A 23,569-nucleotide genomic window follows, 5' to 3' on the forward strand; every position below is an offset into this window, starting at 1 on the left:
GGCGCCGTCAGGCCTTCTCGAGGTACTCGGCGCGCTCGTCGGTGGCCAGCGCGGCGACCTCCATCGCCAGGCCCGGGAAGTGGGCCAGGCCACCTTCGGTCCCCAGCAGCGCGGTCGCCTCGGCCCGGGCCTCGGCGATGAGCTTCTCGTCCTCCAGCAGCGACAGCAGCTTGATGCCCGAGCGGCGACCGGACTGCGCGGCGCCGAGGACGTCGCCCTCGCGGCGGGTCTCCAGGTCCAGGCGGGCCAGCTCGAAGCCGTCGGAGGTGGACGCGACCGCGGCCAGTCGCTGACCGGTGGCCGAGGCGGTCGCCGCCTCGCTGACCAGCAGGCACAGCCCCTCGTGCTTGCCCCGCGCCACGCGGCCGCGCAGCTGGTGCAGCTGGCTGACGCCGAAGCGGTCGGCGTCCATCACGACCATGACCGTGGCGTTGGGGACGTCGACGCCGACCTCGACGACCGTGGTGGCGACCAGCACGTCGACGTCCCCCGCGGCGAAGGCCCGCATCCGGGCCTCCTTCTCCTCAGGCGTGAGCCGGCCGTGCAGCACCTCCAGCCGCAGCCCCGCCAGCGGCCCCTCGCGCAGGGCCTCGGCGACGTCGAGCACGGCCAGCGGCGGGCGCCGGTCCGACGCCGCCGCCTCCTCGGCGGGGGCGCCGTCGGCGTCCTCGGGCTCCTCGTCGGCACCGGCGTCCTCGCCGATGCGCGGGCAGACGACGTAGGCCTGCCGGCCGGCGGCCACCTCCTCGCGCAGCCGCTCCCAGGCCCGGTCCACCCAGGCCGGCTTCTCCCGCGCCGGGACCACCGAGCTGCGCACCCCGCCGCGCCCGCTGGGCAGCTGGCGCAGGGTGGAGGTCTCCAGGTCGCCGTAGACGGTCATCGCGACGGTGCGCGGGATGGGCGTGGCGGTCATGACCAGCACGTGCGGCGGCCGGTTGCCCTTGGCCCGCAGCGCGTCGCGCTGCTCGACGCCGAAGCGGTGCTGCTCGTCGACGACGACCAGGCCGAGGTCGGCGAACTCCACCGTCTCCTGCAGCAGCGCGTGCGTGCCGACGACGATGCCGGCGCGCCCCTCGGCGACCTCGGCGAGCGCCGCGCGGCGGGCGGCGGCCTTGAGCGAACCGGTGAGCAGGGTGACCCGGGTGCCGGCGGGGTCGCCGTCGAGCTCGCCGGCACGGCCGAGCGGGCCGAGCAGCGCGCGGATGCCCCGGGCGTGCTGGGCGGCCAGCACCTCGGTCGGCGCCAGCAGCGCAGCCTGGCCGCCGGCGTCGACGACCTGCGCCATCGCCCGCAGCGCGACGACGGTCTTGCCCGACCCCACCTCGCCCTGCAGCAGCCGGTGCATCGGCTGCTCCCGGGACAGCTCGGCCGCCAGCTCCTCCCCCACCTCGCGCTGCCCCTCGGTGAGGGCGAACGGCAGCGCGGCGTCGACCGCGTCGAGCAGGCCGCCGGTGCGGCGCGGGCGGGCCACGCCGGGTTCGAGCGCGGCCGCCCGGCGCCGTCCGGCGAGGGTCAGCTGGAGGGTGAGCGCCTCGTCCCACTTGAGCCGGTGCTCGGCGTGCTCGACGTCCTCGGCCGACGTCGGGCGGTGGATGTCGAGCAGCGCCGCGGCCAGGCTGGGCAGCCCGTGGCGGGCCCGGATCTCCTCGGGCAGCGGGTCGTCGACGAAGCCGAACCCGCCGCCGGCGTCGAGCAGCAGCCGCACCGAGCGCTGGATCACCCAGCTGGAGACGTCCTTGGTCGCCGGGTAGATCGGGATGAGCGCGCGCGCCCAGTCCTCGTCGTCGTCCCCGGTCATCAGGTGGCAGTCGGGGTGGGCGAACTGCTTGGAGTTGCGGTACTCGCCGACGGTGCCGGCGAACAGGCCCCAGGCGCCCTCGACCAGGTTGGCGTGCCTGCGGTTGAAGAAGACCAGCTGCATGGAGCCCGCGCCGTCGCCGACGGTCACCTCGGTGAGCGTGCCCGGGCGGTTGCGCATCTTCCGCGTCGCGACCTTGCGCACCTGGGCGAGGACGGTGACGCGGTCGCCGACCTGGAGGTCCTCGAGCTTGGTCATCTCGCCGCGGCGGGCGTAGCGGCGTGGGTAGTGCCGCAGCAGGTCCCGGACGGTGTGCAGCGCCAGCTGCTCCCCCATGGCCTTCGCCGTCTTCGCCCCGAGCACCCGGTCCAGCCGGGTCGTCATGTCGACCGCCATCACTCCACCCCCACCTGGAGCGGGACCGCACCGGGCCCGTCGTCGTACCGGGTCACCTCGACCAGCGGGTGCGTCGCGGCCAGGTGGGCGCACACGGCGTCGCCGAGCGCCCGGTCGGGCCCGACGACGACGGTCACCAGCTCCCCGCCGGCCGACAGCATCCGGTCGAGCAGCTCGCAGGAGACCCCGGCGAGCTCGCCGCCCACCAGCACCACGTCGCCCTCCGCGGAGCCGAGGGCGTCCCCGCGCCGGCACGGCCCGGCACTGGTCAGCGCCTCCTGCTCGGCCACCGTGACCTCGGCCCAGCGGGTCGCCGCGGCCGCCTCGGCCATCGTGATGACGTCGTCGGAGAACCGGCGCGAGGGGTCGGCGACGGCGATCGCGGCCAGGCCCTGCACCGGCGAGCGGGTCGGGACGACGGCCACGTCCCGGCCGGCCTCCCGGGCGCGCTCGGCGGCGCGGGCGGCCGGCGCGGTCAGCTCCGCGTCGTTGGGCAGGACGACGACCGTGGCGGCGGCCGACTCGATGACCGCGGCGAGCACGTCGTCCTCGGTGACGCCGTCCGGGCCGCAGGGGACCACCCGGGCGCCCTCCCCCGCGAACAGCCCGGCCAGCCCGTCGCCGGCGACGATGGCGACCACCGCCCGCGCGCCGGGCACCGGGGCCGGCGGCGGCACCGGCGCGAGCGGGGTGACCGAGATGCGGTACGGCCGGCCGGCCTCGATGCCCGCCTCGATCGCGGCACCGACGTCGGCGGTGTGGACGTGCACGTTCCACTCGCGGCCCGACGGCGTGTCGACGCCGACCACCACCAGGCTGTCGCCGAGGGCGGCGAGCCGGTCGTGCAGCCGGGCCACGGTCGCCTCGTCGCTGTCGGCCAGCAGGTACTGGACCTCGCTGCCGGGGCCGGCCGGGGGCTGGTGCGGCCGGTCGCCGCCGCGGGCGTGCGGGCGGGCGGGCGGGCGGACCAGCGGCGGGCGGGCCGGCTCGACCCCGGTCACCGTGGCGACCAGCGCGTCGAGGACCAGGCACAGCCCGGCCCCGCCGGCGTCGACGACACCGGCGTCCCGCAGCACGGCCAGCTGGCCCGGGGTCGCCTCGAGCGCCCTCCGGGCGCCGTCGGCTGCCGCCCGGACGACGTCGGCGAGCTCGCCGCGCCCCTCGGCGACCGCCGCCACCGCGGCCTCCCCACCGGCACGGGCCACGGTGAGGAAGGTGCCCTCCTCCGGGTCGGCGACCGCGGCGTAGGCGGCGTCCGCGGCCTTCTGCAGCGCCGCGGCGAACGTCGGACCGTCGGCCGGTCCGGCGTCGGCGAGCTGGTCGGCCAGCCCGCGCAGGAGCTGCGCGAGGATCGTGCCGGAGTTGCCCCGGGCCCCGAGCACCGCGCCGCGGGCCAGCGGCGCCCACGCCGGCTCGGCCGCGCAGCGCTCCAGCTCGGCCAGTGCGGCCTGGGCGGTGAGCAGGAGGTTGGTGCCGGTGTCGCCGTCGGGGACGGGGAAGACGTTGAGGTCGTCGAGCCGGCTCCGGGACGCGGACAGGCCGGCGACCGCGGCTCGGCACCACTGACCGACCGCGGCGTCGTCGAGCGCCCGCAGCACGGCCGGAGGGTACCCACGCCGGCCGACAGGGCCGGGGCTGCGACCCGGCCGGGGAGGGCCGCGACGGTGGTCACCGACGGGCTGCGCGACGCCGGTGGCGGGAAGCGGTTAGACTGGTCGACGGTCTTGTGCGGGCGCGCTGCGCGCACCGCTCGTCTGAACGATTTCTCTGGGAGTGATCCGCCGTGGCTGCCGTGTGCGATGTCTGTGGCAAGGGGCCCGGTTTCGGTATGTCGGTGTCGCACTCGCACCGCCGCACGCCGCGCCGTTGGAACCCGAACATCCAGTCCGTGCGGGCGCTGGTCGCCCCCGGCAACCGTCGCCGGATCAACGCCTGCACCTCGTGCATCCGCGCCGGCAAGGTGGCCCGCGCCTGAACGCCGCGCGGCTGAGCTGAACAACCCGGCTCCGGCCGGGCAGGACCCCGGAGGTCAGCGACCTCCGGGGTCCTCTGCTGTTGACATCGCTGTCCTCCGGACAGCACCGCGGCCAGGAGTCGTCCCCGGCCGGCGCTGAGCCGCTGCCCATGTCCCGGTCGGGGAGCCTCCGGCCCCCGCGACCGGTCCACCCGCAGCCTCGCGCCGTCCCCGGCGTCGAACCGGGCTCCCGTCAGATGCCGCGGGCGCGGGCGGCGGTGACCACCAGGTCGACGACGGTGTCGAGCGGCAGGGCGGTGCTGTCGACGACCAGGTGGTACAGCGCCGCGGAGGCCGGGTCGCACCGGTAGAAGTGCCGCACGTAGGCCTCCCGCGCGGCGTCGTTGGCCGTCATCTCCCGCCGCACCTCCTCGCGCGGCCGGCCGCTGCGGGCCACCGCGGCCGCCAGCCGGCGCCCGGGCGGGCCGTCCAGGCGGACGTGCAGGGCGTCGGCGCGGTCCCCGAGGACCAGCGCCGCGGCGCGGCCGAGCACGACACCGCCGGCACCGGCGGCGATCTCGCCGAGGACCCGCTCGGTCTGCTGGCGGAAGGCCCGCTCGTCGGGCACCTGGGTCACCGGCACCACGCCCCCGACCGGGTCGGGCATGGTGCCGAGGGAGGCGACCAGGCGCCACAGCCCGCGGGCGACCCGCTCGTCGTTGGCCTCGGCCTCGCTCAGCGGCACGCCCAGCCGGCCGGCGACCTGCGCCGGGATCGCCCGGTCGTGGAAGGTCAGCCCCAGCCGCTCGGCGACCGCGGGGCCCACGTCCGCGCCCCCGGCCCCGTAGGCGGCCGAGATCGTCACGATGCCCACGCCCGCTCCTCCCCTGCCGATGAGGGCAGCTCCTTGCCCAGGAAGACCGCCCCGGGCGCCTCGGCGTAGACGCCGTAGCCGGCGACCGGTGTGTACCCCAGCGCGGCGTAGAGAGCCAGCGCCTCGGGCTGCCGGTTGCCCGAGTTGAGCACCACCGCCCGGTGCCCCGCCGCGGCCGCGGTGCGCTCCAGCTCGGCCATCAGCAGCCGGGCCAGTCCGTCGCGGCGGAACGCCGGCTCGACGTAGACCCGCTTGACCTCGACCACGCCGTCGGCGTGCACCCGCCACGCGCCGCAGCCGGCGGGGACCCCGTCCACCTCGGCGACGAGGAACAGCCCGGCCGGGGGGACGAACTCCGCGGGGTCGACCACCGCCTCGTCCGGCCCGCCGTACCGGACGACGTACTCCTGCTGGACCCGCGCGACCAGCGCGCGGGCGACCGGGTCGTCGTAGGGCACCGCGCGCAGCACGGCCGGCTCACCGGAAGTGGACATGCCCGGTCCCTCCCGCGCCGACGGCCTCGGCCACCTCGGCGGCCGGGACGCCGTCCACCCGCACGCCCGCTCCTCCCGGAGCCTCGACGACCGACCCGATCGGCGTCCACCCCGCGGGCAGCGCCGTCCCCGCCGGGAAGGTGGCCAGCAGGGCGTGGTCCTCGCCGCCGGTGAGGACCCACGCCAGCGGGTCCCCGCCCAGCGCCGCGGCGACCTGCTGCAGCGGCCCGGGCGGCTCCAGCGTGGCCCGCACCAGCGCCGCGCGGTCGACGTCGACGACCACGCCGCTGTCGTCGGCCAGGTGCCCGGCGTCGGCGAGCAGCCCGTCGCTGACGTCGCACATGGCCGTCGCGCCCGCGTCGGCCGCCGCCGGGCCCGCGGCGTACGGCACCGCCGGCCGGCGGTGCGCCGCGACCGCCGCCGCGGGGCTGGTGAACCCGCGCCGCAGCACCGCCAGCCCGCAGGCCGACCAGCCCAGGCGCCCGGCCAGGGCCAGCACGTCCCCCGGCCGGGCACCGGAGCGCAGCACGGGGGCCCGGCCGCCCAGGTCGCCCAGCGCGGTCACCGACAGGACGACGCCGTGGCTGTCCGGCGCCGAGGCGACGGTGTCGCCGCCGACGACGGCCGCCCCCAGCGGCGCGCACTCCGCGGCCAGCCCGGTGGCCACCCCCTCCAGCCAGGCGGTCGAGGTGTCCGGCGGGCAGGCCAGCCCCACCAGGAGCGCCGTGGCGACCCCGCCCATCGCCGCGACGTCGGCGAGGTTGGCCGCCGCCGCCTTGTGCCCGACGTCCTCGGCCGACGACCAGTCCCGCCGGAAGTGCCGCCCTTCGACCAGGACGTCGGTGGTCGCCACCACCCGGCCGTCGGGGACGCGCAGCACCGCCGCGTCGTCCCCCGGGCCGACCTCGGCGACCCGCGCCGTGCCCGACCGGGACAGCACGCGGGCGATGACCCCGAACTCGCCGACGACCCGCACGCTGTCGGCCGGGTCCTCGCGGGGCAGCAGGGGACGGGGACGAGTCACCGGTCACCCTCCCCCGCTGAGGTAGGTTGCCGAACTGTCCGCCCGCCGGTGCGGACGCCGCATCGGCAGCGCTGCCCGAGGAAAGGTCTCCCGTGGTCCACGCCTACATCCTCATCCAGACCGAAGTCGGCAAGGCCGCCCAGGTCGCGTCGACGATCAGCCAGATCTCGGGCGTGACCAAGGCCGAGGACGTCACGGGCCCCTACGACGTCATCGTGCGGGCGGAGGCCGAGACCGTGGACGAGCTGGGCCGCCTGGTGGTGGCGCGGGTGCAGTCGGTCGACGGCATCACCCGCACGCTGACCTGCCCCGTCGTCAACATCTGACAGCGCGCTGACCGAGACCTCCCCGCCCGACGGGCCGGCCCCCGAGAGGCCGCCGGCCCGTCCCGACGACCCGCTGCGGCGGATCTCCCTGCTCGTGGCGGCGGTCGCCGTCCCGCTGGTCGTCGTCCTGCTGGTGCTCACCCGGGTCCTCGGCGACGACGAGGGGGCCCCGGTCGCCGACGTCGGGGCGACCCCCTCGCAGGAGCGCGCGGACCTGCCGCCGCTGCCGGTGGAGGTCCCGCCGGTCACCCCGGAGGCCGACGCGTCCTGCCCCGCGCTGATGAGCGCGCTGCCGCTGGAGCTGGCCGGGGAACCGTCCCGCCCGGTGCAGTCCGACAGCCTGTTCGCCTACGCCTGGGGCGACCCGCCGGTCGTGCTCGTCTGCGGGGTGGACCGCCCGGCGGGGCTGGAGCCGACGTCGCCGCTGATCCAGATCAACGGCGTCAACTGGTTCGTCGACACCAGCGACCCCGACGTCGTCGTCTGGACCACGGTGGACCGCCCCGTCTTCGTGCAGGTCACCGTCACCGCCGACACCGACAGCGCGCCGGTCACCGCGCTCGGGCCGGTCATCAACGACGCGCTCCCGGCCCAGCAGCCCTGACCGGTCAGGACGGCGGCAGCCGCTCCAGCTGGGCCTCGAGGACGGCGTGCACCTCCTGGGAGGCCGCGCCGACCGACCCGGCGACCGCGGTGACGCCGACGCTGTAGACGCCGTGGCCGCACCAGACCGACGCCGCCGGCCCGGACAGACCCGACGCGGGCTCGGCCCGCTCCACGGTGAGCAGCCGGCAGCCGCCGGGCAGGCGCGGCGGGTCCTCCCGCAGCACGCCGTCGTAGCGCTCCGCCTCGTTCTCGGCGAGGTCGCGGGCGTAGTCGGCGGCGCCGGAGCGGGTGCCGAACTGGTTGACGAACACGCTCGTCACCGGCCCGGCACCGGCGCTCCAGACCCGCTCCCAGCCGAACCGGTAGCCGTAGTCCTCCAGCACCTCGCGCTCCCGGTCGGGGTCGTCCCCGTAGGTGGCGACGTCCTCGGCCGACTTCTCCCCCGCCGGCGGCGTGAGGTCGCCGTCGGGGACCCGCGGCAGGCCGGAGGGGACGGCGGTCACCACCAGCGCCTCCAGCTCCTCCGGGGAGGACGGCGTCGGGTCGGCCGGCACCGCGGTGGCCGCGCCGTCCACGGGCGTGAGGCACCCGGAGAGCGCGGCGAGCAGCGCCGGCAGCAGGACGGCCCGCACCAGCCGGGCCGGCAGCGGCGCCGTCCCGACCGGCCGGGCCGCTCCCGGCGGGGTCACGCCCCCGCGCCGCCGTCCACGGCGGGGGCGACCGCCGAGCGGGCCGGGACCAGGGCGGCCGCGACGAGCCGGTCGACGAGCTCGGCGAAGCCCACGCCGGTCGCCGCCCACATCCGGGGGTACATCGAGATCGGGGTGAACCCGGGCAGCGTGTTCACCTCGTTGATGACGAGGCGGTCGGCGCCGTCCGGGCCGGTGCCGAGGAAGAAGTCGACCCGGGCCAGGCCCGCGCAGTCCATCGCCAGGTAGGCGCGGCAGGCGGTCTCCTGGACCGCGCGCGTCTGCTCGGGCGTGAGCTGTGCGGGGACGTCGAACTCGGCGGCGTCCTCGAGGTACTTGGCGCTGAAGTCGTACCAGTCGGTGCCCGGCCGCAGCCGGATCTCGGCGGGCAGGCTGGCCTCGGGCGGCCCGCCGTCGCGGCCGGCCAGCACGCCGCACTCGATCTCCCGCCCGGGGACGGCGGCCTCGACGACGACCTTCGCGTCGACCGCGGCCGCGGTCGCCACGGCCGCGGGGAACTGCGCCCAGTCGGTGACCTTGCTGATCCCGATGCTCGACCCGGCCCGCGACGGCTTGACGAACACCGGCAGGCCCAGCCGCTCGCGGGCCGCGGCGTCGAGCACGTCCGGGTCGGCCGACAGCGCGCCGGTGGCGTCGCGCAGCACCACGTGGTCGCCCTGCGGCAGCCCGGCGGCGGCCAGCAGCTTCTTGGTGAACTCCTTGTCCATCGACGCCGCGCTGGCGAAGACGCCGGAGCCGACGTACGGGATCCCGCTCATCTCCAGGAGGCCCTGGATGGTGCCGTCCTCGCCGTAGGCGCCGTGCAGCACCGGGAAGACGACGTCGAGCTCGATGCGCGGGCCACCGCCGTCGAGGCGGACCAGGCCCCGGCCGGCCGGGTCGCCGACCAGGGTGACCGCCGTCCCGCCGGTGACCTCGGGCAGCACGCCGTCGACGATGGCCGGGCGCACGTCGGGATCGGTCAGCACCCACCCGCCCTCGCGGGTGATGCCGACGGGGACGACGTCGTACCGGTCGGGGTCCAGGGCCGCGAGGACGGCCCCGGCGGAGACGCAGGAGATCGAGTGTTCCGCGCTGCGACCGCCGAAGACGACGGCGATGCGCAGCTTGCCGGCCTGTCCGCTCATCGCGGCCGACACTAGTGGAGGCGGTCGCGGCTCCCCCGGCGGCGGGCGGACCCGTGCGGCGGCGCCGCCGTCCGGGCGGTGTGGGAGCCTCGTCTGCGATGCGTGAGAACGTGGCCGCCCCGCCCGGCGGGGACCTCCCGGGGACGCCCGCCGGCGACGACGGAGCGGTCCACCCGCGTGGGCTGCGGCTGGCCGGTGCCGCGGTCCACCTCTACACCGCCAGCGGCTCGGTGCTCGCGCTGCTGATCGTGCTCGCGGCGTTCGACGGCAACGCGGTCACCGCGCTGTGGCTGGGCCTGGTGGCGCTGGTCGTCGACGGCACCGACGGGATGCTGGCCCGGCGCGCGCGGGTCAAGGAGACGATCCCCTGGTTCGACGGCGCCCGGCTGGACGACATCGTCGACTACCTGACCTACGCCTTCGCTCCCGTGGTGCTGCTGTGGACCACCGGCTCGCTGCCCGCCGGCGCCGCCGGGTGGGTCGTCGCCGCGCTGCCGCTGCTGGCCTCCAGCTACCAGTTCTGCCGGGTCGACGCGAAGACCGACGACCACACCTTCCTCGGGTTCCCCAGCTACTGGAACGTGGTCGCCTTCTACGCCGTCGTCCTGGACGTCGGGCCGACGACGATCGCCGTGGTCCTCGTCGTGTGCTCCGTGCTGGTGTTCGTGCCGGTGCGCTACCTGTACCCCTCGCGCACGCCGGTCCTGCAGGGGCTGAGCCTGGCGCTGACCGCCGTCTGGCTGGGCACCTACGCCCTGCTGCTGGTGCAGTACCCCGACCCGAACCCGCTGGTCGTCGCGCTGTCGCTGGGCTACCTCGGGTACTACGTGGCCGTGAGCCTGTGGCTGACCGCGCGGGCGGCGCACCGCCGCCGGCACGGGGAGCTGTCCACCTCCTCCGGCTGACCGCTCAGCGAGGGAACGGCGAGCGCAGCACCAGCTCCACGTTGCGGTCCTCCGGCCCGCCGGCCAGCCCGGCGTCCAGGCCGGCCCAGGGCACGTTGGCCGACAGCTCCCGGTGCAGCGACGCCAGCGCCGAGGGCGCCCGGGCCGCCGGGTCCAGCGGGGACGGCGGCCGGGCCGGGCTGTCGTGGTCGACCATCGTGCAGACCAGCGACAGCGTGCCGTCGCCGTTGTCGAGGAACTCCACCAGCCGCGCCTGCCCGGGCCAGTCGACGACCGCGCAGGTGGTGACCTCCCAGAAGCCCCGGCCGGCCTCCTCCGGGGAGGCCCACGGGCGCACCTCGCTGACGTGGGTGTGCCCGTTGAGCCACAGCACCACGTTGGGGAACCGGTGCAGCAGGGCGACCAGCTCGGGGCCGCCCAGGACGCCGGCGTCCGCGGCCGGACGCGGGCGCCACGGGTCGTCGCGGTGCAGCGTGGAGTACCCGTGGTGGGAGATCACGACGACCAGCCGGTCGGGGTTGCCGGTGGCCACGCGGGTGCCGTCGGGCTCGACGACCACCGAGGAGACCTCGCGCAGCCGCTCCTCCAGCCAGCGGCCCTGGACGGCGTCCAGCGAGCCGTCGCCGCCGCCGGTGACCCGGGTGGTGTCCAGGCACACCACCCGGACCCCGGGCAGGCCGTCCCACGCGTAGTAGGCGGTGCCGTCGCGCAGGTTGGCCTCGGTGAACCCGTGCCCGGCCGGCTGGCCGCCGTCGGCCAGGTGCGCGGCGACGAAGTCCCGGCGGTCGATGAACCGGCGCTGGGCCAGCGGGGTGACGGTGCGGGCCCCCGCGGTCGTGAAGACCTCCGAGGAGAGCGTGAACAGCCGCAGCGCGTCGTCCAGCGGCACGTCCGGGGCGAGCTCGACCGGCTTGCGGTCGGCGAGCAGCAGCCCCTCCAGGGCCGGGGTGGGGACGCCGACGCCGGCGATGAGCGCCTCGTGGTTGCCGTGGCACCCCAGCCAGGGCAGCCGCAGCCCCTCCGCGGCGAACGACGCGAACGCCGCGGCGAGCAGCCCGGGCCGGTCGGGGAAGCCGTGGCGGGCCCGGTAGACGTCCGGCTCGGGGTCGTCCCCCTCGGGGCGCCAGAACAGGTCGTGCGGCCAGCCGGCGGCCTGCACGCCGTCGTAGGCGGACAGGCCCGCCCCCGGCCACACCGGCCCGCCGCGGAGGACGGCGAGGAAGAGCTCCAGCTCGTTCCACTGGGCGTTGTCGATCGCGTCCCCGGTGGTGACCACCACCTGGAGCGGGTGCCCGGTGCGCGGCCCGCCGGACAGCCCGTTGAGCGTGCGGACGAGCGCGTCCACCGCGTGCGCGGTGATCGCCTCCTGCGGCCGGTGCATCGGCACCAGCGCGCGCATCCGCGGGTCGGCGAAGTGCCCGTTGAAGAACTCGAAGCGGGCCGGGGAGCACACGTCGGCCAGCTGGACGTCGGTCACGTGCGCCAGGCAGGCCAGCGGCCGCACCCCGGTGCGCGGCGGCTCCCAGGTGGCGCCGACCAGCTCCCGGCGGGTGCGGTGCCGCTCCCCCGGGTGCCAGGCCAGCGCGTGGTAGTCGGTGTCGCGGCCCCGGCGCAGCACCGGGCCGGCGCCGAGCACGCGCTCCAGCGTCGTGCGGCTCACCGGTGGTCGAGCGCGGCGGTGAGGTCGGCGACGAGGTCGGCGGTGTCCTCGATCCCGCAGGAGAGGCGGACGAAGCCCGGCGGGACGGCGTCCCCACCCCACTGCGCCCGGCGGTCGACGGTGCTGTGCACCCCGCCGAAGCTGGTCGCCGCCGTCCACAGCCGGCTGCCGGCCAGCAGCCGCCGCACCGCGTCCTCGTCGGCCAGCTGCGCCGACAGCACCCCGTTCGGGCGCAGCATCTGCCGGGTGGCCAGGGCGTGCGACGGGTCGCCGGGACGCCACGGCCACCGGACGCCGGTCACCGCGGGGTGCGCCGCCAGCAGGTCGGCGACGGTCGCCGCGGTCGCGGCCTGGCGGGCCAGCCGCAGGTCCAGCGTGCTCATCGAGCGGTGCCCGAGCCACGCCTCGAACGGCCCCGGCGTGCCGCCGGTGTGGTCGCGGAAGGCCTTGAGCCGGGCCCACAGCTCGTCGTCGGTCGTGCTCACGTGGCCGAGCAGCAGGTCGCTGTGGCCGGTCAGCGCCTTGGTGTCGCTGCCGACGGTGAGGTCGGCGCCGAGCTCGAGCGGCCGCTGGCCGAGCGGGGTGGCGGTGGTGTTGTCCACGGCCAGGACGGCGCCGGCGGCGCGGGTGGCCCGGGCGACCGCGGCGATGTCGCAGACGTCCAGCTGCGGGTTGCTGGGGGTCTCCAGCAGCACCAGCCGGGCGCCCTCCAGGTCCCCGCGGGCGGCGACCGCCTCGATCTCGGGCGTGGGCACGTAGTCGACGCGGACGCCGAACCGCTCGAGCTCCTCGCGGGCGAGCAGCCGGGTCGTGTAGTAGCCGTCCGAGGGCAGCACCACGCGGTCCCCGGCCCGGGCCACGGCCAGCACCGCGGCGCTGACCGCGGCCATGCCGGTGGCGAAGGACAGGCAGCGGCCGCCGTCGAGCTCCCCGACGGCGGCCTCGAAGTCCCGCAGCGTCGGCTGCTCGGTGCGTGCGTAGGCGTCGGCGCCGCCGGCCCGCGGGGGCTGGTCGCCGAGGTGGTACGGGGCGGCGAAGACCGGCGAGGGCCGCAGCGGCGCGCCGGGGACGGCCTCGGTCTCGCCGGCCCGGACCGACCGGGTGCCGTCCCCCCAGGCGGGCTCGGTCACTCGGGCTTCGCTTCCCGGGACATGATCTCCTTCACCATCTGCGCCGCCGGCACGTTCTCGTGGCACACCCGGACGACGGCCTCGGTGAGCGGCATGTCGACCCCGTGCGCGCTTGCCAGGTCGAGCACCGGTCGGCAGCTCTTGACGCCCTCGGCGACCTGGCGGGTGGTCTGCTGGACCTCCTCCAGCGTCATCCCACGCCCCAGCTTCTCCCCGAAGGTGCGGTTGCGCGACAGCGGCGAGCTGCAGGTGGCGACCAGGTCGCCGAGGCCGGCCAGCCCGGCGAACGTGGTCGGCTCCGCGCCGAGAGCGGCGCCCAGGCGGGCGGTCTCGGCCAGCCCGCGGGTGATCAGCGAGGCGCGGGTGTTGTCCCCGAAGCCCATCCCCTCGGTGATGCCGCAGGCCAGCGCGATGACGTTCTTCACCGCCCCGCCGATCTCGCAGCCGACCAGGTCGCGGTTGGTGTACGGCCGCAGGTAGGGGGTGTGGCAGGCGGCCTGGACCTGCGCCGCGCGCTCGTGGTCGGTGCACGCGATGACGGTCGCGGCGGGCTGCTCCTCGGCGATCTCCCGCGCCAGGTTGGGGCCCGACAGCGCCGCCACCCGGTCCGCGCCGGCGCCGGTGACCTCGCAGATGACCTGGCTCATCCGCTTGGTGGTGCCGAGCTCGATGCCCTTCATCAGCGACAGCAGCACCGCGTCGTCGGGCAGCAACGGCGTCCACTCGGTGAGGTTGTCCCGCAGCGACTGGGAGGGGACGGCGAGGACGACGATCTCGGCGTCGTGCAACGCCTCCTCGGCGTCCGCGGTGGCCCGCAACCGCCCGGGCAGCCGGATGCCGGGCAGGTAGTCCGGGTTCTCCCGCGTCTCGGTGATCACCCGCGCCAGCTCCGGCCGGCGGGCGTGCAGGGTGACCGAGCAGCCGGCGTCGGCGAGCACCTTGCCGAACGTCGTCCCCCAGGAACCGGCGCCGAGGACCGCCGCTCGCGTCATGCGGCGCTCCCCGGCAGGTCGCCGGGCAGGCGGCGCTGCGGGCGCGGCGCGAACGTCGCCGGGGCCGGCTCGCCGCGCAGCTCGGCCAGCTGGTCCCGGACGGCGGCCATCATCCGGTCGGTGACCTCCCTCAGCAGGTCCGCGGTGAGGGGCCGGCCGGCGCGGACCTCGGCGCGCAGCTCCTCGAGGTCCAGCGGCTCGCCGACCAGGTAGTCGGTCGGCACCCGCAGCCGCAGGTGCAGCTTCTTGGCGTGGTAGTCGTGCAGCCGCTGCGGCCCCCACTGGGCCACCGGCAGCACCACCGCGTCGGTGCTCAGGGCCAGCCGGGCCACGCCGGTGCGGGCCTCCATCGGCCACCAGTCGGGGTCGCGGGTGACCGAGCCCTCCGGGTAGATGACGACGACGTTGCCCCGGGCGAGGTCGGCCTCCGCCGCGGTCAGCGAGCTGCGCGCGTCGGCCGAGCCGCGGGACACCGGGATCTGCCCGGCGCTGCGCAGGATCGTCCCGACCACGCCCGTGAACACCGATGCCTTCGCCAGGAAGTGCGGGACGCGGCCGCAGTCCCACACCAGCCGGGCGCACGCCAGCGGGTCGAGGACCGAGACGTGGTTGGCGACCACGATCACCGGCCCGGTGCGGGGGAACCGCTCGGTGTGCCGGTAGCGCAGCCGGAACAGCAGGGAGACCAGCGGGTAGACCAGCGCGACGCACAGCCCGAGCGCCGGGGGGATCCGCCCGCGCGTGCGCCACCGCGCCGGCGGGCCTCCCGGTCGGTGCGTGGTCCCCGAGGACCGGTCCTGGCTCACCGGCGCCCTCCCTCCTGCCGCTCCCCCGGCCTGCCGCCGCGGGATGGGATCTGCGCCCATGATCGGTCCTGGTCCGGTCCCCGCGCCGCACGGGGTCCTCGTGCGGGGAACCGGGCCCCTCTCCCGGCGGGTGTGGTCACATGGGACCCGTGTCCCGGTGGTCGGTCGTCGTCCCGGCGAAACGGCTCGCCGTCGCCAAGACCCGGCTGACCCCGCTGACCGACTCGCTCGGCGGTCCGCCGGGCGCCGCCCACGCCGAGCTGGTGCTCGCGCTGCTGGCCGACACGGTCGCGGCTGCGCTCTCCTCGGCCGCGGTCGCCGACGTCCTGGTGGTCACCGACGAGCCGCGGTCGGCCGCGCTGGTCACCGCGCTGGGCGCCCGCACCGTGCCCGACCAGCCCGACCGCGGCCTGAACCCCGCCCTCGCCCACGGCGCCCGCGCCACCGGAAGCCGCACCGTCGCGGCGCTGTCCTCCGACCTCCCCGCGCTGCGCCCCGACGAGCTGACCGCCGCGCTGACCGCGGCCGGGGCGGCGCCGCGCTGCCTCGTCACCGACGCGCAGGGCACCGGGACGACGCTGCTGACCGCCGCCGGAGTGGACCTGACCCCCGCGTTCGGCGCCGGGTCGGCCGAGCGGCACCGCGCGGGCGGCGCGGTCGAGCTCACCGGGCGGTGGCCGGGGCTGTCCCGGGACGTGGACACGCCCGCCGACCTGGCCACGGCCGTGGCCCTGGGGGTGGGGCCCCGCACCGGCGCCCTGTTGGCCGGGACCGCCTGCTGCCTGTGACCGTTGCCTGCCGTTCACCTTGCTGCGGCACGATGACCGCGTGCCCTCCACCCGATCCGGCGCGCCGTCCGACCGGTACATCAACCGCGAGCTGTCCTGGCTCGACTTCAACTCCCGCGTCCTCGAACTGGCCGAGGACGACTCCCTGCCGCTGCTGGAACGGGTGAAGTTCCTCGCGATCTTCGCGAGCAACCTCGACGAGTTCTACATGGTCCGGATCGCCGGGCTGAAGCGCAGGCAGAGCACCGGGCTGACCGTCCGCTCCCCCGACGGGCTGACCATCCGGGAACAGCTGGCGCGGGTGACCGAGCGGACCCGCGAGCTGGTGCACCGGCACGGCGACGTCTTCACCAAGGACATCACCCCGCGACTGGAGGACGCCGGGATCCGCATCGTGCACTGGGACGAGCTGGCCGACGTCGAGGCCAAGCGGCTGCGCGAGTACTTCCGCGACCAGGTGTTCCCGGTACTCACCCCGCTCGCCGTCGACCCGGCACACCCGTTCCCCTACATCAGCGGCCTCTCGCTGAACCTCGCGGTGTCCGTCCGCGACCCCGACACGGGCGCGCCGCGGTTCGCCCGGCTCAAGGTGCCCAACAACGTGCCGCGGTTCGTGCCGGTGGGGGCGGTCGACTCCGAGGCGACCTTCCTGCCGCTCGAGGACCTCATCGCCGCGCACCTGCCGCAGCTGTTCCCCGGCCTCGACGTGCTCGACCACCACCTGTTCCGGGTCACCCGCAACGCCGACCTCGAGGTCGAGGAGGACCGCGACGAGGACCTGCTCCAGGCCCTCGAGCGCGAGCTGGCCCGCCGCCGCTTCGGCCCGGCGGTGCGGCTGGAGGTCGCCGAGTCGATGGACCCCCGGATCCTCCAGGTGCTGATCAACGAGCTGGAGGTCGACAAGGAGGACGTCGTCCAGGTGCCCGGCCTGCTCGACCTGGCCGCGCTGTGGGCGCTGGTCGACCTCGACCGGCCGGAGCTCAAGGACGAGCCGTTCGTCCCGGCCACCCACCCCCGGCTGTCGGAGGGCGAGACGCCCAAGAGCGTGTTCGCCACCCTGCGCGAGGGCGACGTGCTCGTCCACCACCCGTACCAGTCGTTCGCGACCAGCGTGCAGCGGTTCATCGAGCAGGCCGCCGCCGACCCGAACGTCCTGGCGATCAAGCAGACGCTCTACCGCACCTCCGGCGACTCCCCGATCGTCAACGCCCTCATCGACGCGGCCGAGGCCGGCAAGCAGGTCGTCGTCCTCGTCGAGATCAAGGCCCGCTTCGACGAGGAGGCCAACATCAGCTGGGCCCGCTCGCTGGAGCGCGCCGGCTGCCACGTGGTCTACGGGCTGGTCGGGCTGAAGACGCACTGCAAGACGGCGCTCGTGGTGCGCCGCGAGGGCGGCGTCATCCGCCGCTACTGCCACATCGGCACGGGCAACTACAACCCGAAGACCGCCCGCCTCTACGAGGACCTCGGCATCCTGACCGCCGACCCGCGGGTGGGCGCCGACCTCACCGACCTGTTCAACACCCTCACCGGGTACTCGCGGCAGACGACCTACCGCCGGTTGATGGTGGCGCCGCACGGGGTCCGCGCCGGGCTGGTGGAGAAGATCCGCCGGGAGGCCCGCCACGCCCGCGAGGGCCGCCCGGCCGGCATCCGGATCAAGGTGAACTCGCTGGTCGACGAGCAGGTGATCGACGCGCTGTACGAGGCGTCGGCGGCCGGTGTCCCGGTGGAGCTGTTCATCCGCGGCATCTGCTCGCTGCGCCCCGGCGTCCCGGGCCTGTCCGAGAACGTGCGGGTGCGATCCATCGTCGGCCGGTTCCTGGAGCACTCGCGGGTGATGAACTTCCGCAACGCCGGCGAGAGCGAGTGGTGGATCGGCAGCGCCGACCTCATGCACCGCAACCTCGACCGCCGGGTGGAGGTGCTGCTGCAGGTCTGTGACGAGCAGGCGCACCGCACGCTGGAGGACGTCTTCGACCAGGCGATGGCCGACGACGTCCGCTGCTGGGAGCTGGGGTCGGACGCGACCTGGACCCGCCGGGAGGGGCGGGACTACCAGGCGGGGCTCATGGCCATGGCCGCCGAGCACGCGAACGGCGCGGGGTGATGGTCGTCCGGGCAGCGGGCGGGGCGCTGTGGCGGCCGGCCCGCGACGGGGCCATCGAGACGGCGGTGGTGCACCGGCCCAAGTACGACGACTGGTCGCTGCCCAAGGGCAAGCTCGACGCCGGCGAGCACGCGCTGACCGCCGCCGTCCGGGAGGCCGTCGAGGAGACCGGGCTGGACGTCGTCGCGGGCCGGCGCAGCGTGCGCACCGAGTACGAGGTCCCCGAGGGCACCAAGCGCGTGGACTACTGGCTGATGCGGGTGGTCGGCGGGGAGTTCGTGCCCAACTCCGAGGTCGACGAGCTGCGCTGGCTGTCCCTGGACGACGCCGGGGCGCTGGTGAGCCACGACGCCGACCGGGCGGTGCTGGCCGACCTCGCGCGCACCGACGTCCCCCGCGAGCCGGCACTGCTGCTGGTGCGGCACGGCCGGGCCGGGGACAAGTCGGAGTGGGACGGCCCCGACGAGCTGCGCCCCCTGGACGGCAAGGGACGTCGGCAGGCCGCGCGGCTGGCCCAGGTGCTCCCGCTGTTCGGCCCGACGGCGGTGCTGTCGGCCCGGCCCACCCGCTGCCGGGAGACGGTGGAACCCCTGGCCGAGCGACTGGAGCTCGCCGTCGAGGACTGCCCGGAGCTCGGCGAGGAGGAGTTCTCCGCCGACCCCGAGGCGGGCCTCGCGGTCGTGGAGCGGCTGCTCGGGTCGCCCGGGGTCACCGTCGTCTGCAGCCAGGGCGGGGCCATCCCGTCGGTGCTGCTCGACCTGGGCGTGCGCTGGGCCGGGGCGGCCGGGCGGCTGCACCCGCCGGCGGCCAAGGGCAGCACCTGGGTCCTCGGCAGCCGGCCGGGCGCGCTGGCCGCGGACTACTACCGCGACTTCGACCCCGACTCCGACGACAGCTCCCCCCGCTGAGAAAGGACCCCCCCTGCCCCCCACTGCTCGCACGCTCGCAGCGGGACCCTGCAGGGGGGCCACCTTCGACTCAGACGGCGGGCTGCGCCTTCGGCAGCCAGGGCTTGCGGCCGGCCTCGTAGGCCTCGATGTCGGCCAGGTGCCGCTCGGTCAGGCCGACGTCGTCGAGGCCCTCCAGCAGCCGCCAGCGGGTGTAGTCGTCGATCTCGAACGGCACGGTGACGCCCGCGTAGCGGACCTCCTTGGCCTGCAGGTCGACGGTCACCTCCAGGGTGGGGTCGGCCTCGATCGCCTTCCACAGCGCCTCGACGTCGGCCTGCGACAGCAGCACGGTGAGCAGCCCGGCCTTGGTCGAGTTGTTGCGGAATATGTCGGCGAACCGCGAGCTGATGACGACGCGGAACCCGCCGTCCATCAGCGCCCAGACGGCGTGCTCGCGGGACGAGCCGGTGCCGAAGTCGGGGCCGGCCACCAGGACCGAGGCGTTGGCGTACTCCGGCTTGTTGAGCACGAAGTCCGGCTCGTTGGTGCGCCAGGCGACGAACAGGCCGTCCTCGAACCCGGTGCGGGTGATCCGCTTGAGGTACTCGGCCGGGATGATCTGGTCGGTGTCGACGTTGGTCCGCCGCAGCGGGGCCGCGGTACCGGTGTGGGTGGTGAAGGCGTCCATCGGTCTCAGACTCCAGCGGTCTCGAGGTGGGCGGCGTCGTCCAGGTCGGCCGGGGCGGTGAGCTTGCCGGTGATCGCGGTGGCCGCGGCGACGGCGGGGCTGACCAGGTGAGTGCGGCCGCCCTTGCCCTGACGGCCCTGGAAGTTGCGGTTGCTCGTGGAGGCCGAGCGCTCCCCCGGCTTGAGCTGGTCGGGGTTCATGCCCAGGCACATCGAGCAGCCCGCGCCGCGCCACTCGGCGCCGGCCTCGACGAAGACCTGGTCCAGGCCCTCGGCCTCGGCCTGCGCCTTGACCGCGACCGACCCGGGGACGACGAGCATCCGGGTGTGCGCGTCGACCTTCTTGCCCCGCAGCAGCTCGGCGGCGACCCGCAGGTCCTCGATCCGGCCGTTGGTGCACGAGCCCAGGAAGACGGTGTCGACCTCGATCTCGCGCAGCGGGGTGCCCGGGGTCAGGCCCATGTAGGCCAGCGCCCCCTCGACGTCGCGCCGGTCGTTCTCGTCGGCGAAGTCGGCCGGGTCGGGCACCCGCTCGGCGATCGGCAGGCCCTGGCCGGGGTTGGTGCCCCAGGTGACGAACGGCGTCAGGGACGCCGCGTCGATGCGCACCTCGCGGTCGAAGACGGCGTCCTCGTCGGTGCGCAGCGTCCGCCAGTACTCGACGGCGGCGTCCCAGTCGGCGCCCTGCGGGGCGTGCGGGCGACCCTTCAGGAACGCGAAGGTGGTCTCGTCCGGGGCGATCAGCCCGGCCTTGGCGCCGGCCTCGATCGACATGTTGCAGATCGTCATCCGGGCCTCCATCGACAGCTTCTCGATGGCGCTGCCGCGGTACTCGATGACGTGGCCCTGGCCGCCGCCGGTGCCGATCTGGGCGATGACGGCCAGGATGACGTCCTTCGCGGACACACCCGGCGGCAGCTCGCCGTCGACGGTGACCGCCATCTGCTTGGGCCGGTACTGCGGCAGCGTCTGCGTGGCGAGCACGTGCTCGACCTCGCTGGTGCCGATGCCGAAGGCCAGCGCGCCGAACGCCCCGTGGGTGGAGGTGTGGCTGTCGCCGCAGACGATCGTCATGCCCGGCTGGGTCAGCCCCAGCTGCGGGCCGATGACGTGCACGATGCCCTGGTCGCGGTCGCCCATCGGGGCCAGCCGGATGCCGAACTCGGCGGCGTTGCGGCGCAGCGCCTCGACCTGCGCGCGGCTGATCGGGTCGGCGATGGGCTTGAGGATGTCCAGCGTCGGGACGTTGTGGTCCTCGGTCGCCATCGTGAGGTCCGGACGGCGGACGGTGCGCCCGGCCGCCCGGAGGCCGTCGAACGCCTGGGGGCTGGTCACCTCGTGCACGAGGTGCAGGTCGATGAAGAGCAGGTCCGGCTCACCCGCGGCGCTGCGCACGACGTGGGCGTCGTAGACCTTCTCCGCCAGGGTCTTCGGCACGGTGGGGTCCCTCCTGGGTGCGGTCTCGCTGCGGCCTGCTGGCCATCCCATGCAGTGGGATGCGAGTATTGCTGTGTGGGACAGCCTAACCCCGTTGCCGTGCTGGACAAAGCAGTGGCCATCCTCCGCGCGGTCGCCGCGGAGCCGGCGACCCTCGCCGAGCTGGTCGATCGCACGGGGCTGCCCCGCGCGACCGCGCACCGGCTGGCCGTCGCGCTGGAGGGCCACCGCCTGGTCCGCCGCACGACGGCCGGGGCGTGGGCGCCCGGGCCGGGCCTGGCCGAGCTGGGGCGGGGCACCGCCGACCTCGCCGAGGTGGCCGGCCGGCACCTGGCCACGCTGCGCGACCAGAGCGGGGAGAGCGCGCAGTTCTACGTGCGCGACGGCGCCACCCGGGTCTGCGTGGCCGCCGCCGAGCGGTCCCACGGACTGCGCGACACCGTTCCCGTCGGAGCACGGCTGCCGATGACCGCCGGCTCCGCGGCGCACGCGCTGCTGGCCTTCGCCCCGGCCGACGAGGTCACCCCGCTGCTGCCGGCCGCGAGCTTCACCGCGCGCACGCTGCTCGACGTCCGCCGGCGGGGCTGGGCGCACAGCATCGCCGAGCGGGAGCCCGGCGTGGCGTCGCTGTCGGCACCGGTGCGCGACGCCGCCGGCGGGGTGCTGGGTGCGGTCTCGATCTCCGGGCCGGTGGAGCGGCTGGGCCGCCGTCCGGCCCCGGAGATCGTCGGCGCCGTGCTGGAGGCGGCCGGCGCCATCTCCCGCGCCGCCCGCTGAGCGCCCCCGCCGGCCACACCTCCCTGCCGGCCGCACCCACCCCCTGCAGTTGATCATGGGCTTGTGGTCGGCACCCGCGGCGTGTCGTCGCGCGTCCCCTGCAACATGCCCGTGATCAACGCGGAGGAGGGGTTCTCCGGGACCGCGGGCGGGCGTACACACCTGTCATGAGCCTCACCGACGTGTCCGCCCGGGGCCGCTTCCGCATCGCCGAGCCCGGGGAGGGCATCGGCCTGGACGAACTGGCGCTGGCCACGCGCAACCACGGCATGCCGCTGGAGGCGCTGCGCTACGACGTCACCCCGCCGGGGCTGCACTACGTGCTCACCCACTACGACATCCCGGCGGTCGACCCCGCCGGCTGGCGGCTGGAGGTCGGCGGCGCGGTCGAGCGGCCGCTGTCGCTGGACCTCGACGACCTGCGCGCCCGGCCGGAGGTCACCTCCCGGGTGCTGCTGGAGTGCGCCGGCAACGGCCGCGCCCGGCTCGACCCCCGGCCGGTCAGCCAGCCCTGGCTGCTGGAGGCGGTCGGCTCCGCGGAGTGGACCGGCACGCCGCTGGCCCCCCTGCTCGAGGAGGCGGGCCTGCGGCCGGACGCCGTCGACGTCGCGTTCACCGGCGCCGACCACGGGCTCGAGCGCGGCGTCGAGCAGGACTACGCGCGGAGCCTGCCGCTGGCCGAGGCGCTGCGACCCGACGTCCTGCTGGTGTGGGGGATGAACGGGGCCCCGCTGCCGCCCCAGCACGGCGCTCCCCTGCGGCTGGTCGTGCCGGGCTGGTACGGGATGGCCCAGGTGAAGTGGCTGACGCGCATCGACGTGCTCGACCGCCCCTTCGACGGTTTCCAGAACGCCACGGCCTACCGGCTCAAGGTGGACGCCGACGACGAGGGCGAGCCGGTGACCCGCATCGCCCCGCGGGCGCTGATGACCCCGCCCGGCTTCCCCGACTTCATGACCCGGGAGCGGTTCTGCCGCCCGGGGCCGGTGACGCTGACCGGGCGCGCCTGGTCCGGCCGGGCGCCGGTGACCTCCGTGGAGGTCAGTCCCGACGGCGGGGCGAGCTGGCTGCAGGCCGACCTGGCGCCCCCGGACCCGGCGCACCCGTACGCCTGGCGCGCCTGGGTGCTGCCGTGGACCGCCGAGCCGGGCAGCTACGAGTTCGTCGTCCGCGCCTCCGACGAGGCCGGCCCCCAGCCGACCGAGCAGCCGTGGAACCGTCAGGGCATGGCCAACAACCTGGTGCAGCGGGTGCCGGTCACCGTTCTGGAGTAACCCGCGGCCTCGTCCCGGGCCTGCCCTGAGGAGGTCCTCCCTCAGTGCGACGGGCGGTCGCCGTCGTCCGCCGGGCGCTCCTCGACGACCACCGGGCGCAGCCGCGACCACAGCCCGAACGCCGCGGCGGACACCAGCATCCCGATGCCGGCTCACAGGTTGGCGTTGACGTCGCCGGTCTTGGCCTGCTCGGCGTCGTCGAACGCGAGCAACCCCATGAGGACCAGCACGAGTCCGTAGAGGCCGATCAGGCCGGCGATGACGTTGCGGACGTCGAACGCCCCCGCCGCGTGCCTGCGCTGCTCGCTCACGTCGCGCTCCCCTCTCACCGGAAGATGACGTTCAGGGCCACGACCAGGACCAGGGAGATCCCGGCCAGCTTGATCGGCGACTGGTACCAGGGCAGTCGGTGCGCCTCGGGATCGGTGCGCGCCTCGCGGGGGGTCTCGGAGTAGACCAGGCCGGCCAGCTCGGCCACCGGCTTCGGCGCGGTCACGGCCGTCACCGCGACGCTGACCACGATGTCGACGACGAACGCCGTGCCCGCCGCCACGAACGCCGCGCTCTGCCCGGGCAGGGTCAGGACGCCGGTCTCGCTAAGCACGAAGACGACGATCGCGCCGAGGGTCCCCGAGACCAGCCCCGCCCAGCCGGCCGTCGGCGTCATCCGCGTCCAGAACATGCCGAGGATGAACGTGGCGAACAGCGGGGCGTTGAAGAAGCCGAACAGCGTCTGCAGGTAGTCCATCAGGTTGCTGTAGCCGGCTGCGATGAGCGCCGTGCCGATGGCGACTTCTCGGAGTC

The 23,569-nt window shown here is 75.7% G+C and carries 24 protein-coding genes; 9 read left to right on the forward strand and 15 right to left on the reverse strand.

Annotation, left to right across the window (positions count from 1 at the left end; genetic code table 11):
- Positions 1–7: 7 nt before the first annotated feature.
- Both recG and ACI79D_RS07230 read right to left on the reverse strand, forming a co-directional pair.
- Entirely contained in the window at positions 8–2,194 is a 2,187-nt protein-coding gene (gene recG, locus ACI79D_RS07225) for an ATP-dependent DNA helicase RecG (RefSeq protein WP_456917652.1), read from the reverse strand.
- A complete protein-coding gene (locus tag ACI79D_RS07230) occupies positions 2,194–3,792 on the reverse strand; it encodes a DAK2 domain-containing protein (protein WP_456917653.1) in 1,599 nt (532 codons plus the stop codon). The genes recG and ACI79D_RS07230 overlap by 1 nt, the downstream gene beginning before the upstream one ends.
- A 194-nt stretch (positions 3,793–3,986) precedes the next feature.
- On the opposite strand from ACI79D_RS07230, the gene rpmB reads away from it, so the two are divergent.
- The gene (gene rpmB, locus ACI79D_RS07235; protein ID WP_456917654.1) at positions 3,987–4,169 is read left to right on the forward strand and encodes a 50S ribosomal protein L28; all 183 of its coding nucleotides are present in this window, start codon (positions 3,987–3,989) and stop codon (positions 4,167–4,169) included.
- Between the two features lie 232 nt (positions 4,170–4,401).
- Here the strand turns inward: rpmB and ACI79D_RS07240 are convergent, their stop codons facing one another.
- From ACI79D_RS07240 to ACI79D_RS07250, 3 genes are read right to left on the reverse strand one after another with little or no spacing between them, the layout of a single operon-like run.
- Positions 4,402–5,022 carry a cytidylate kinase-like family protein gene (locus ACI79D_RS07240; protein WP_456917655.1) on the reverse strand — a complete coding sequence of 207 codons (621 nt, stop codon included), beginning with the start codon at positions 5,020–5,022 and terminating at the stop codon, positions 4,402–4,404.
- Positions 5,010–5,516 carry a GNAT family N-acetyltransferase gene (locus tag ACI79D_RS07245; RefSeq protein WP_456917656.1) on the reverse strand — a complete coding sequence of 169 codons (507 nt, stop codon included), beginning with the start codon at positions 5,514–5,516 and terminating at the stop codon, positions 5,010–5,012. Before ACI79D_RS07245 ends, ACI79D_RS07240 begins: the two co-directional genes overlap by 13 nt.
- Positions 5,500–6,540 carry a thiamine-phosphate kinase gene (locus ACI79D_RS07250; RefSeq protein WP_456917657.1) on the reverse strand — a complete coding sequence of 347 codons (1,041 nt, stop codon included), beginning with the start codon at positions 6,538–6,540 and terminating at the stop codon, positions 5,500–5,502. The genes ACI79D_RS07245 and ACI79D_RS07250 overlap by 17 nt, the downstream gene beginning before the upstream one ends.
- Before the next feature lie 92 nt (positions 6,541–6,632).
- Here ACI79D_RS07250 and ACI79D_RS07255 point away from each other — a divergent pair, with 92 nt between their 5' ends.
- Positions 6,633–6,866, forward strand: a complete 234-nt coding sequence (locus ACI79D_RS07255) for an Lrp/AsnC ligand binding domain-containing protein (protein WP_135140864.1) — start codon at positions 6,633–6,635, stop codon at positions 6,864–6,866.
- A 94-nt stretch (positions 6,867–6,960) separates the two neighbouring features.
- Positions 6,961–7,470 (forward strand): DUF3515 domain-containing protein, encoded by a 510-nt coding sequence (locus ACI79D_RS07260; protein WP_456917658.1) that lies wholly within the window; start codon positions 6,961–6,963, stop codon positions 7,468–7,470.
- Between the two features lie 4 nt (positions 7,471–7,474).
- On the opposite strand, the gene ACI79D_RS07265 is transcribed toward ACI79D_RS07260, so the two are convergent.
- A complete protein-coding gene (locus tag ACI79D_RS07265; protein ID WP_456917659.1) occupies positions 7,475–8,161 on the reverse strand; it encodes a hypothetical protein in 687 nt (228 codons plus the stop codon).
- On the reverse strand, positions 8,158–9,309 hold the full coding sequence (locus ACI79D_RS07270; protein WP_456917660.1) for a D-alanine--D-alanine ligase family protein: 1,152 nt from the start codon (positions 9,307–9,309) through the stop codon (positions 8,158–8,160). The genes ACI79D_RS07265 and ACI79D_RS07270 overlap by 4 nt, the downstream gene beginning before the upstream one ends.
- Before the next feature lie 98 nt (positions 9,310–9,407).
- Between ACI79D_RS07270 and ACI79D_RS07275 the strand changes: the two genes are divergently transcribed.
- Positions 9,408–10,214, forward strand: coding sequence for a CDP-alcohol phosphatidyltransferase family protein (locus ACI79D_RS07275; protein ID WP_456917661.1), 807 nt, complete (start codon positions 9,408–9,410; stop codon positions 10,212–10,214).
- 4 nt (positions 10,215–10,218) lie between these two features.
- Here ACI79D_RS07275 and ACI79D_RS07280 read toward each other — a convergent pair whose 3' ends face one another.
- The 4 genes from ACI79D_RS07280 to ACI79D_RS07295 are packed head-to-tail and all read right to left on the reverse strand — an operon-like array spanning position 10,219 to position 14,802.
- Positions 10,219–11,874: a TIGR03767 family metallophosphoesterase gene (locus tag ACI79D_RS07280; protein WP_456917662.1), complete on the reverse strand. Its 1,656-nt coding sequence runs from the start codon at positions 11,872–11,874 to the stop codon at positions 10,219–10,221.
- Positions 11,871–13,004 carry a cystathionine gamma-lyase gene (locus ACI79D_RS07285; RefSeq protein WP_456917663.1) on the reverse strand — a complete coding sequence of 378 codons (1,134 nt, stop codon included), beginning with the start codon at positions 13,002–13,004 and terminating at the stop codon, positions 11,871–11,873. Before ACI79D_RS07285 ends, ACI79D_RS07280 begins: the two co-directional genes overlap by 4 nt.
- Positions 13,001–13,996, reverse strand: coding sequence for an NAD(P)H-dependent glycerol-3-phosphate dehydrogenase (locus ACI79D_RS07290; protein ID WP_456917664.1), 996 nt, complete (start codon positions 13,994–13,996; stop codon positions 13,001–13,003). The genes ACI79D_RS07285 and ACI79D_RS07290 overlap by 4 nt, the downstream gene beginning before the upstream one ends.
- Positions 13,993–14,802: a lysophospholipid acyltransferase family protein gene (locus ACI79D_RS07295; protein WP_456917665.1), complete on the reverse strand. Its 810-nt coding sequence runs from the start codon at positions 14,800–14,802 to the stop codon at positions 13,993–13,995. The genes ACI79D_RS07290 and ACI79D_RS07295 overlap by 4 nt, the downstream gene beginning before the upstream one ends.
- Positions 14,803–14,942: 140 nt before the next feature.
- Between ACI79D_RS07295 and cofC the strand changes: the two genes are divergently transcribed.
- The 3 genes from cofC to ACI79D_RS07310 are packed head-to-tail and all read left to right on the forward strand — an operon-like array spanning position 14,943 to position 18,608.
- On the forward strand, positions 14,943–15,590 hold the full coding sequence (gene cofC / locus ACI79D_RS07300; RefSeq protein ID WP_456917666.1) for a 2-phospho-L-lactate guanylyltransferase: 648 nt from the start codon (positions 14,943–14,945) through the stop codon (positions 15,588–15,590).
- Positions 15,591–15,630: 40 nt separating this feature from the next.
- Positions 15,631–17,700 (forward strand): RNA degradosome polyphosphate kinase, encoded by a 2,070-nt coding sequence (locus ACI79D_RS07305; protein ID WP_456917667.1) that lies wholly within the window; start codon positions 15,631–15,633, stop codon positions 17,698–17,700.
- Positions 17,700–18,608: an NUDIX hydrolase gene (locus ACI79D_RS07310; RefSeq protein ID WP_456917668.1), complete on the forward strand. Its 909-nt coding sequence runs from the start codon at positions 17,700–17,702 to the stop codon at positions 18,606–18,608. Before ACI79D_RS07305 ends, ACI79D_RS07310 begins: the two co-directional genes overlap by 1 nt.
- A gap of 70 nt (positions 18,609–18,678) precedes the next feature.
- Here ACI79D_RS07310 and leuD read toward each other — a convergent pair whose 3' ends face one another.
- Both leuD and leuC read right to left on the reverse strand, forming a co-directional pair.
- Complete coding sequence (leuD, locus tag ACI79D_RS07315; RefSeq protein ID WP_456917669.1) at positions 18,679–19,278, reverse strand: 3-isopropylmalate dehydratase small subunit; 600 nt, start codon at positions 19,276–19,278, stop codon at positions 18,679–18,681.
- Between the two features lie 5 nt (positions 19,279–19,283).
- Positions 19,284–20,714 carry a 3-isopropylmalate dehydratase large subunit gene (leuC, locus tag ACI79D_RS07320; protein WP_456917670.1) on the reverse strand — a complete coding sequence of 477 codons (1,431 nt, stop codon included), beginning with the start codon at positions 20,712–20,714 and terminating at the stop codon, positions 19,284–19,286.
- A 99-nt stretch (positions 20,715–20,813) separates the two neighbouring features.
- On the opposite strand from leuC, the gene ACI79D_RS07325 reads away from it, so the two are divergent.
- The gene (locus tag ACI79D_RS07325) at positions 20,814–21,491 is read left to right on the forward strand and encodes an IclR family transcriptional regulator (RefSeq protein ID WP_456917671.1); all 678 of its coding nucleotides are present in this window, start codon (positions 20,814–20,816) and stop codon (positions 21,489–21,491) included.
- Between the two features lie 167 nt (positions 21,492–21,658).
- The gene (locus tag ACI79D_RS07330; protein ID WP_456917672.1) at positions 21,659–22,765 is read left to right on the forward strand and encodes a sulfite oxidase; all 1,107 of its coding nucleotides are present in this window, start codon (positions 21,659–21,661) and stop codon (positions 22,763–22,765) included.
- A gap of 152 nt (positions 22,766–22,917) precedes the next feature.
- Here ACI79D_RS07330 and ACI79D_RS07335 read toward each other — a convergent pair whose 3' ends face one another.
- Together ACI79D_RS07335 and ACI79D_RS07340 are read right to left on the reverse strand one after the other, a co-directional pair.
- Positions 22,918–23,076 (reverse strand): hypothetical protein, encoded by a 159-nt coding sequence (locus ACI79D_RS07335; protein ID WP_456917673.1) that lies wholly within the window; start codon positions 23,074–23,076, stop codon positions 22,918–22,920.
- A gap of 14 nt (positions 23,077–23,090) precedes the next feature.
- Positions 23,091–23,513 carry a hypothetical protein gene (locus ACI79D_RS07340; RefSeq protein ID WP_456917674.1) on the reverse strand — a complete coding sequence of 141 codons (423 nt, stop codon included), beginning with the start codon at positions 23,511–23,513 and terminating at the stop codon, positions 23,091–23,093.
- Positions 23,514–23,569 lie beyond the last annotated feature (56 nt).

The organism is Geodermatophilus sp. SYSU D00708, assembly GCF_054050115.1.

Coding starts and splice junctions, on each gene's coding strand:
- recG (WP_456917652.1), bottom strand. CDS start 2,194: ATGGCGGTCGACATGACGACCCGGCTGGACCGGGTGCTCGGGGCGAAG.
- ACI79D_RS07245 (WP_456917656.1), bottom strand. CDS start 5,516: ATGTCCACTTCCGGTGAGCCGGCCGTGCTGCGCGCGGTGCCCTACGAC.
- ACI79D_RS07270 (WP_456917660.1), bottom strand. CDS start 9,309: ATGAGCGGACAGGCCGGCAAGCTGCGCATCGCCGTCGTCTTCGGCGGT.
- ACI79D_RS07275 (WP_456917661.1), top strand. CDS start 9,408: ATGCGTGAGAACGTGGCCGCCCCGCCCGGCGGGGACCTCCCGGGGACG.
- ACI79D_RS07290 (WP_456917664.1), bottom strand. CDS start 13,996: ATGACGCGAGCGGCGGTCCTCGGCGCCGGTTCCTGGGGGACGACGTTC.
- cofC (WP_456917666.1), top strand. CDS start 14,943: ATGGGACCCGTGTCCCGGTGGTCGGTCGTCGTCCCGGCGAAACGGCTC.
- ACI79D_RS07310 (WP_456917668.1), top strand. CDS start 17,700: ATGGTCGTCCGGGCAGCGGGCGGGGCGCTGTGGCGGCCGGCCCGCGAC.
- leuD (WP_456917669.1), bottom strand. CDS start 19,278: ATGGACGCCTTCACCACCCACACCGGTACCGCGGCCCCGCTGCGGCGG.
- ACI79D_RS07330 (WP_456917672.1), top strand. CDS start 21,659: ATGAGCCTCACCGACGTGTCCGCCCGGGGCCGCTTCCGCATCGCCGAG.
- ACI79D_RS07340 (WP_456917674.1), bottom strand. CDS start 23,513: ATGGACTACCTGCAGACGCTGTTCGGCTTCTTCAACGCCCCGCTGTTC.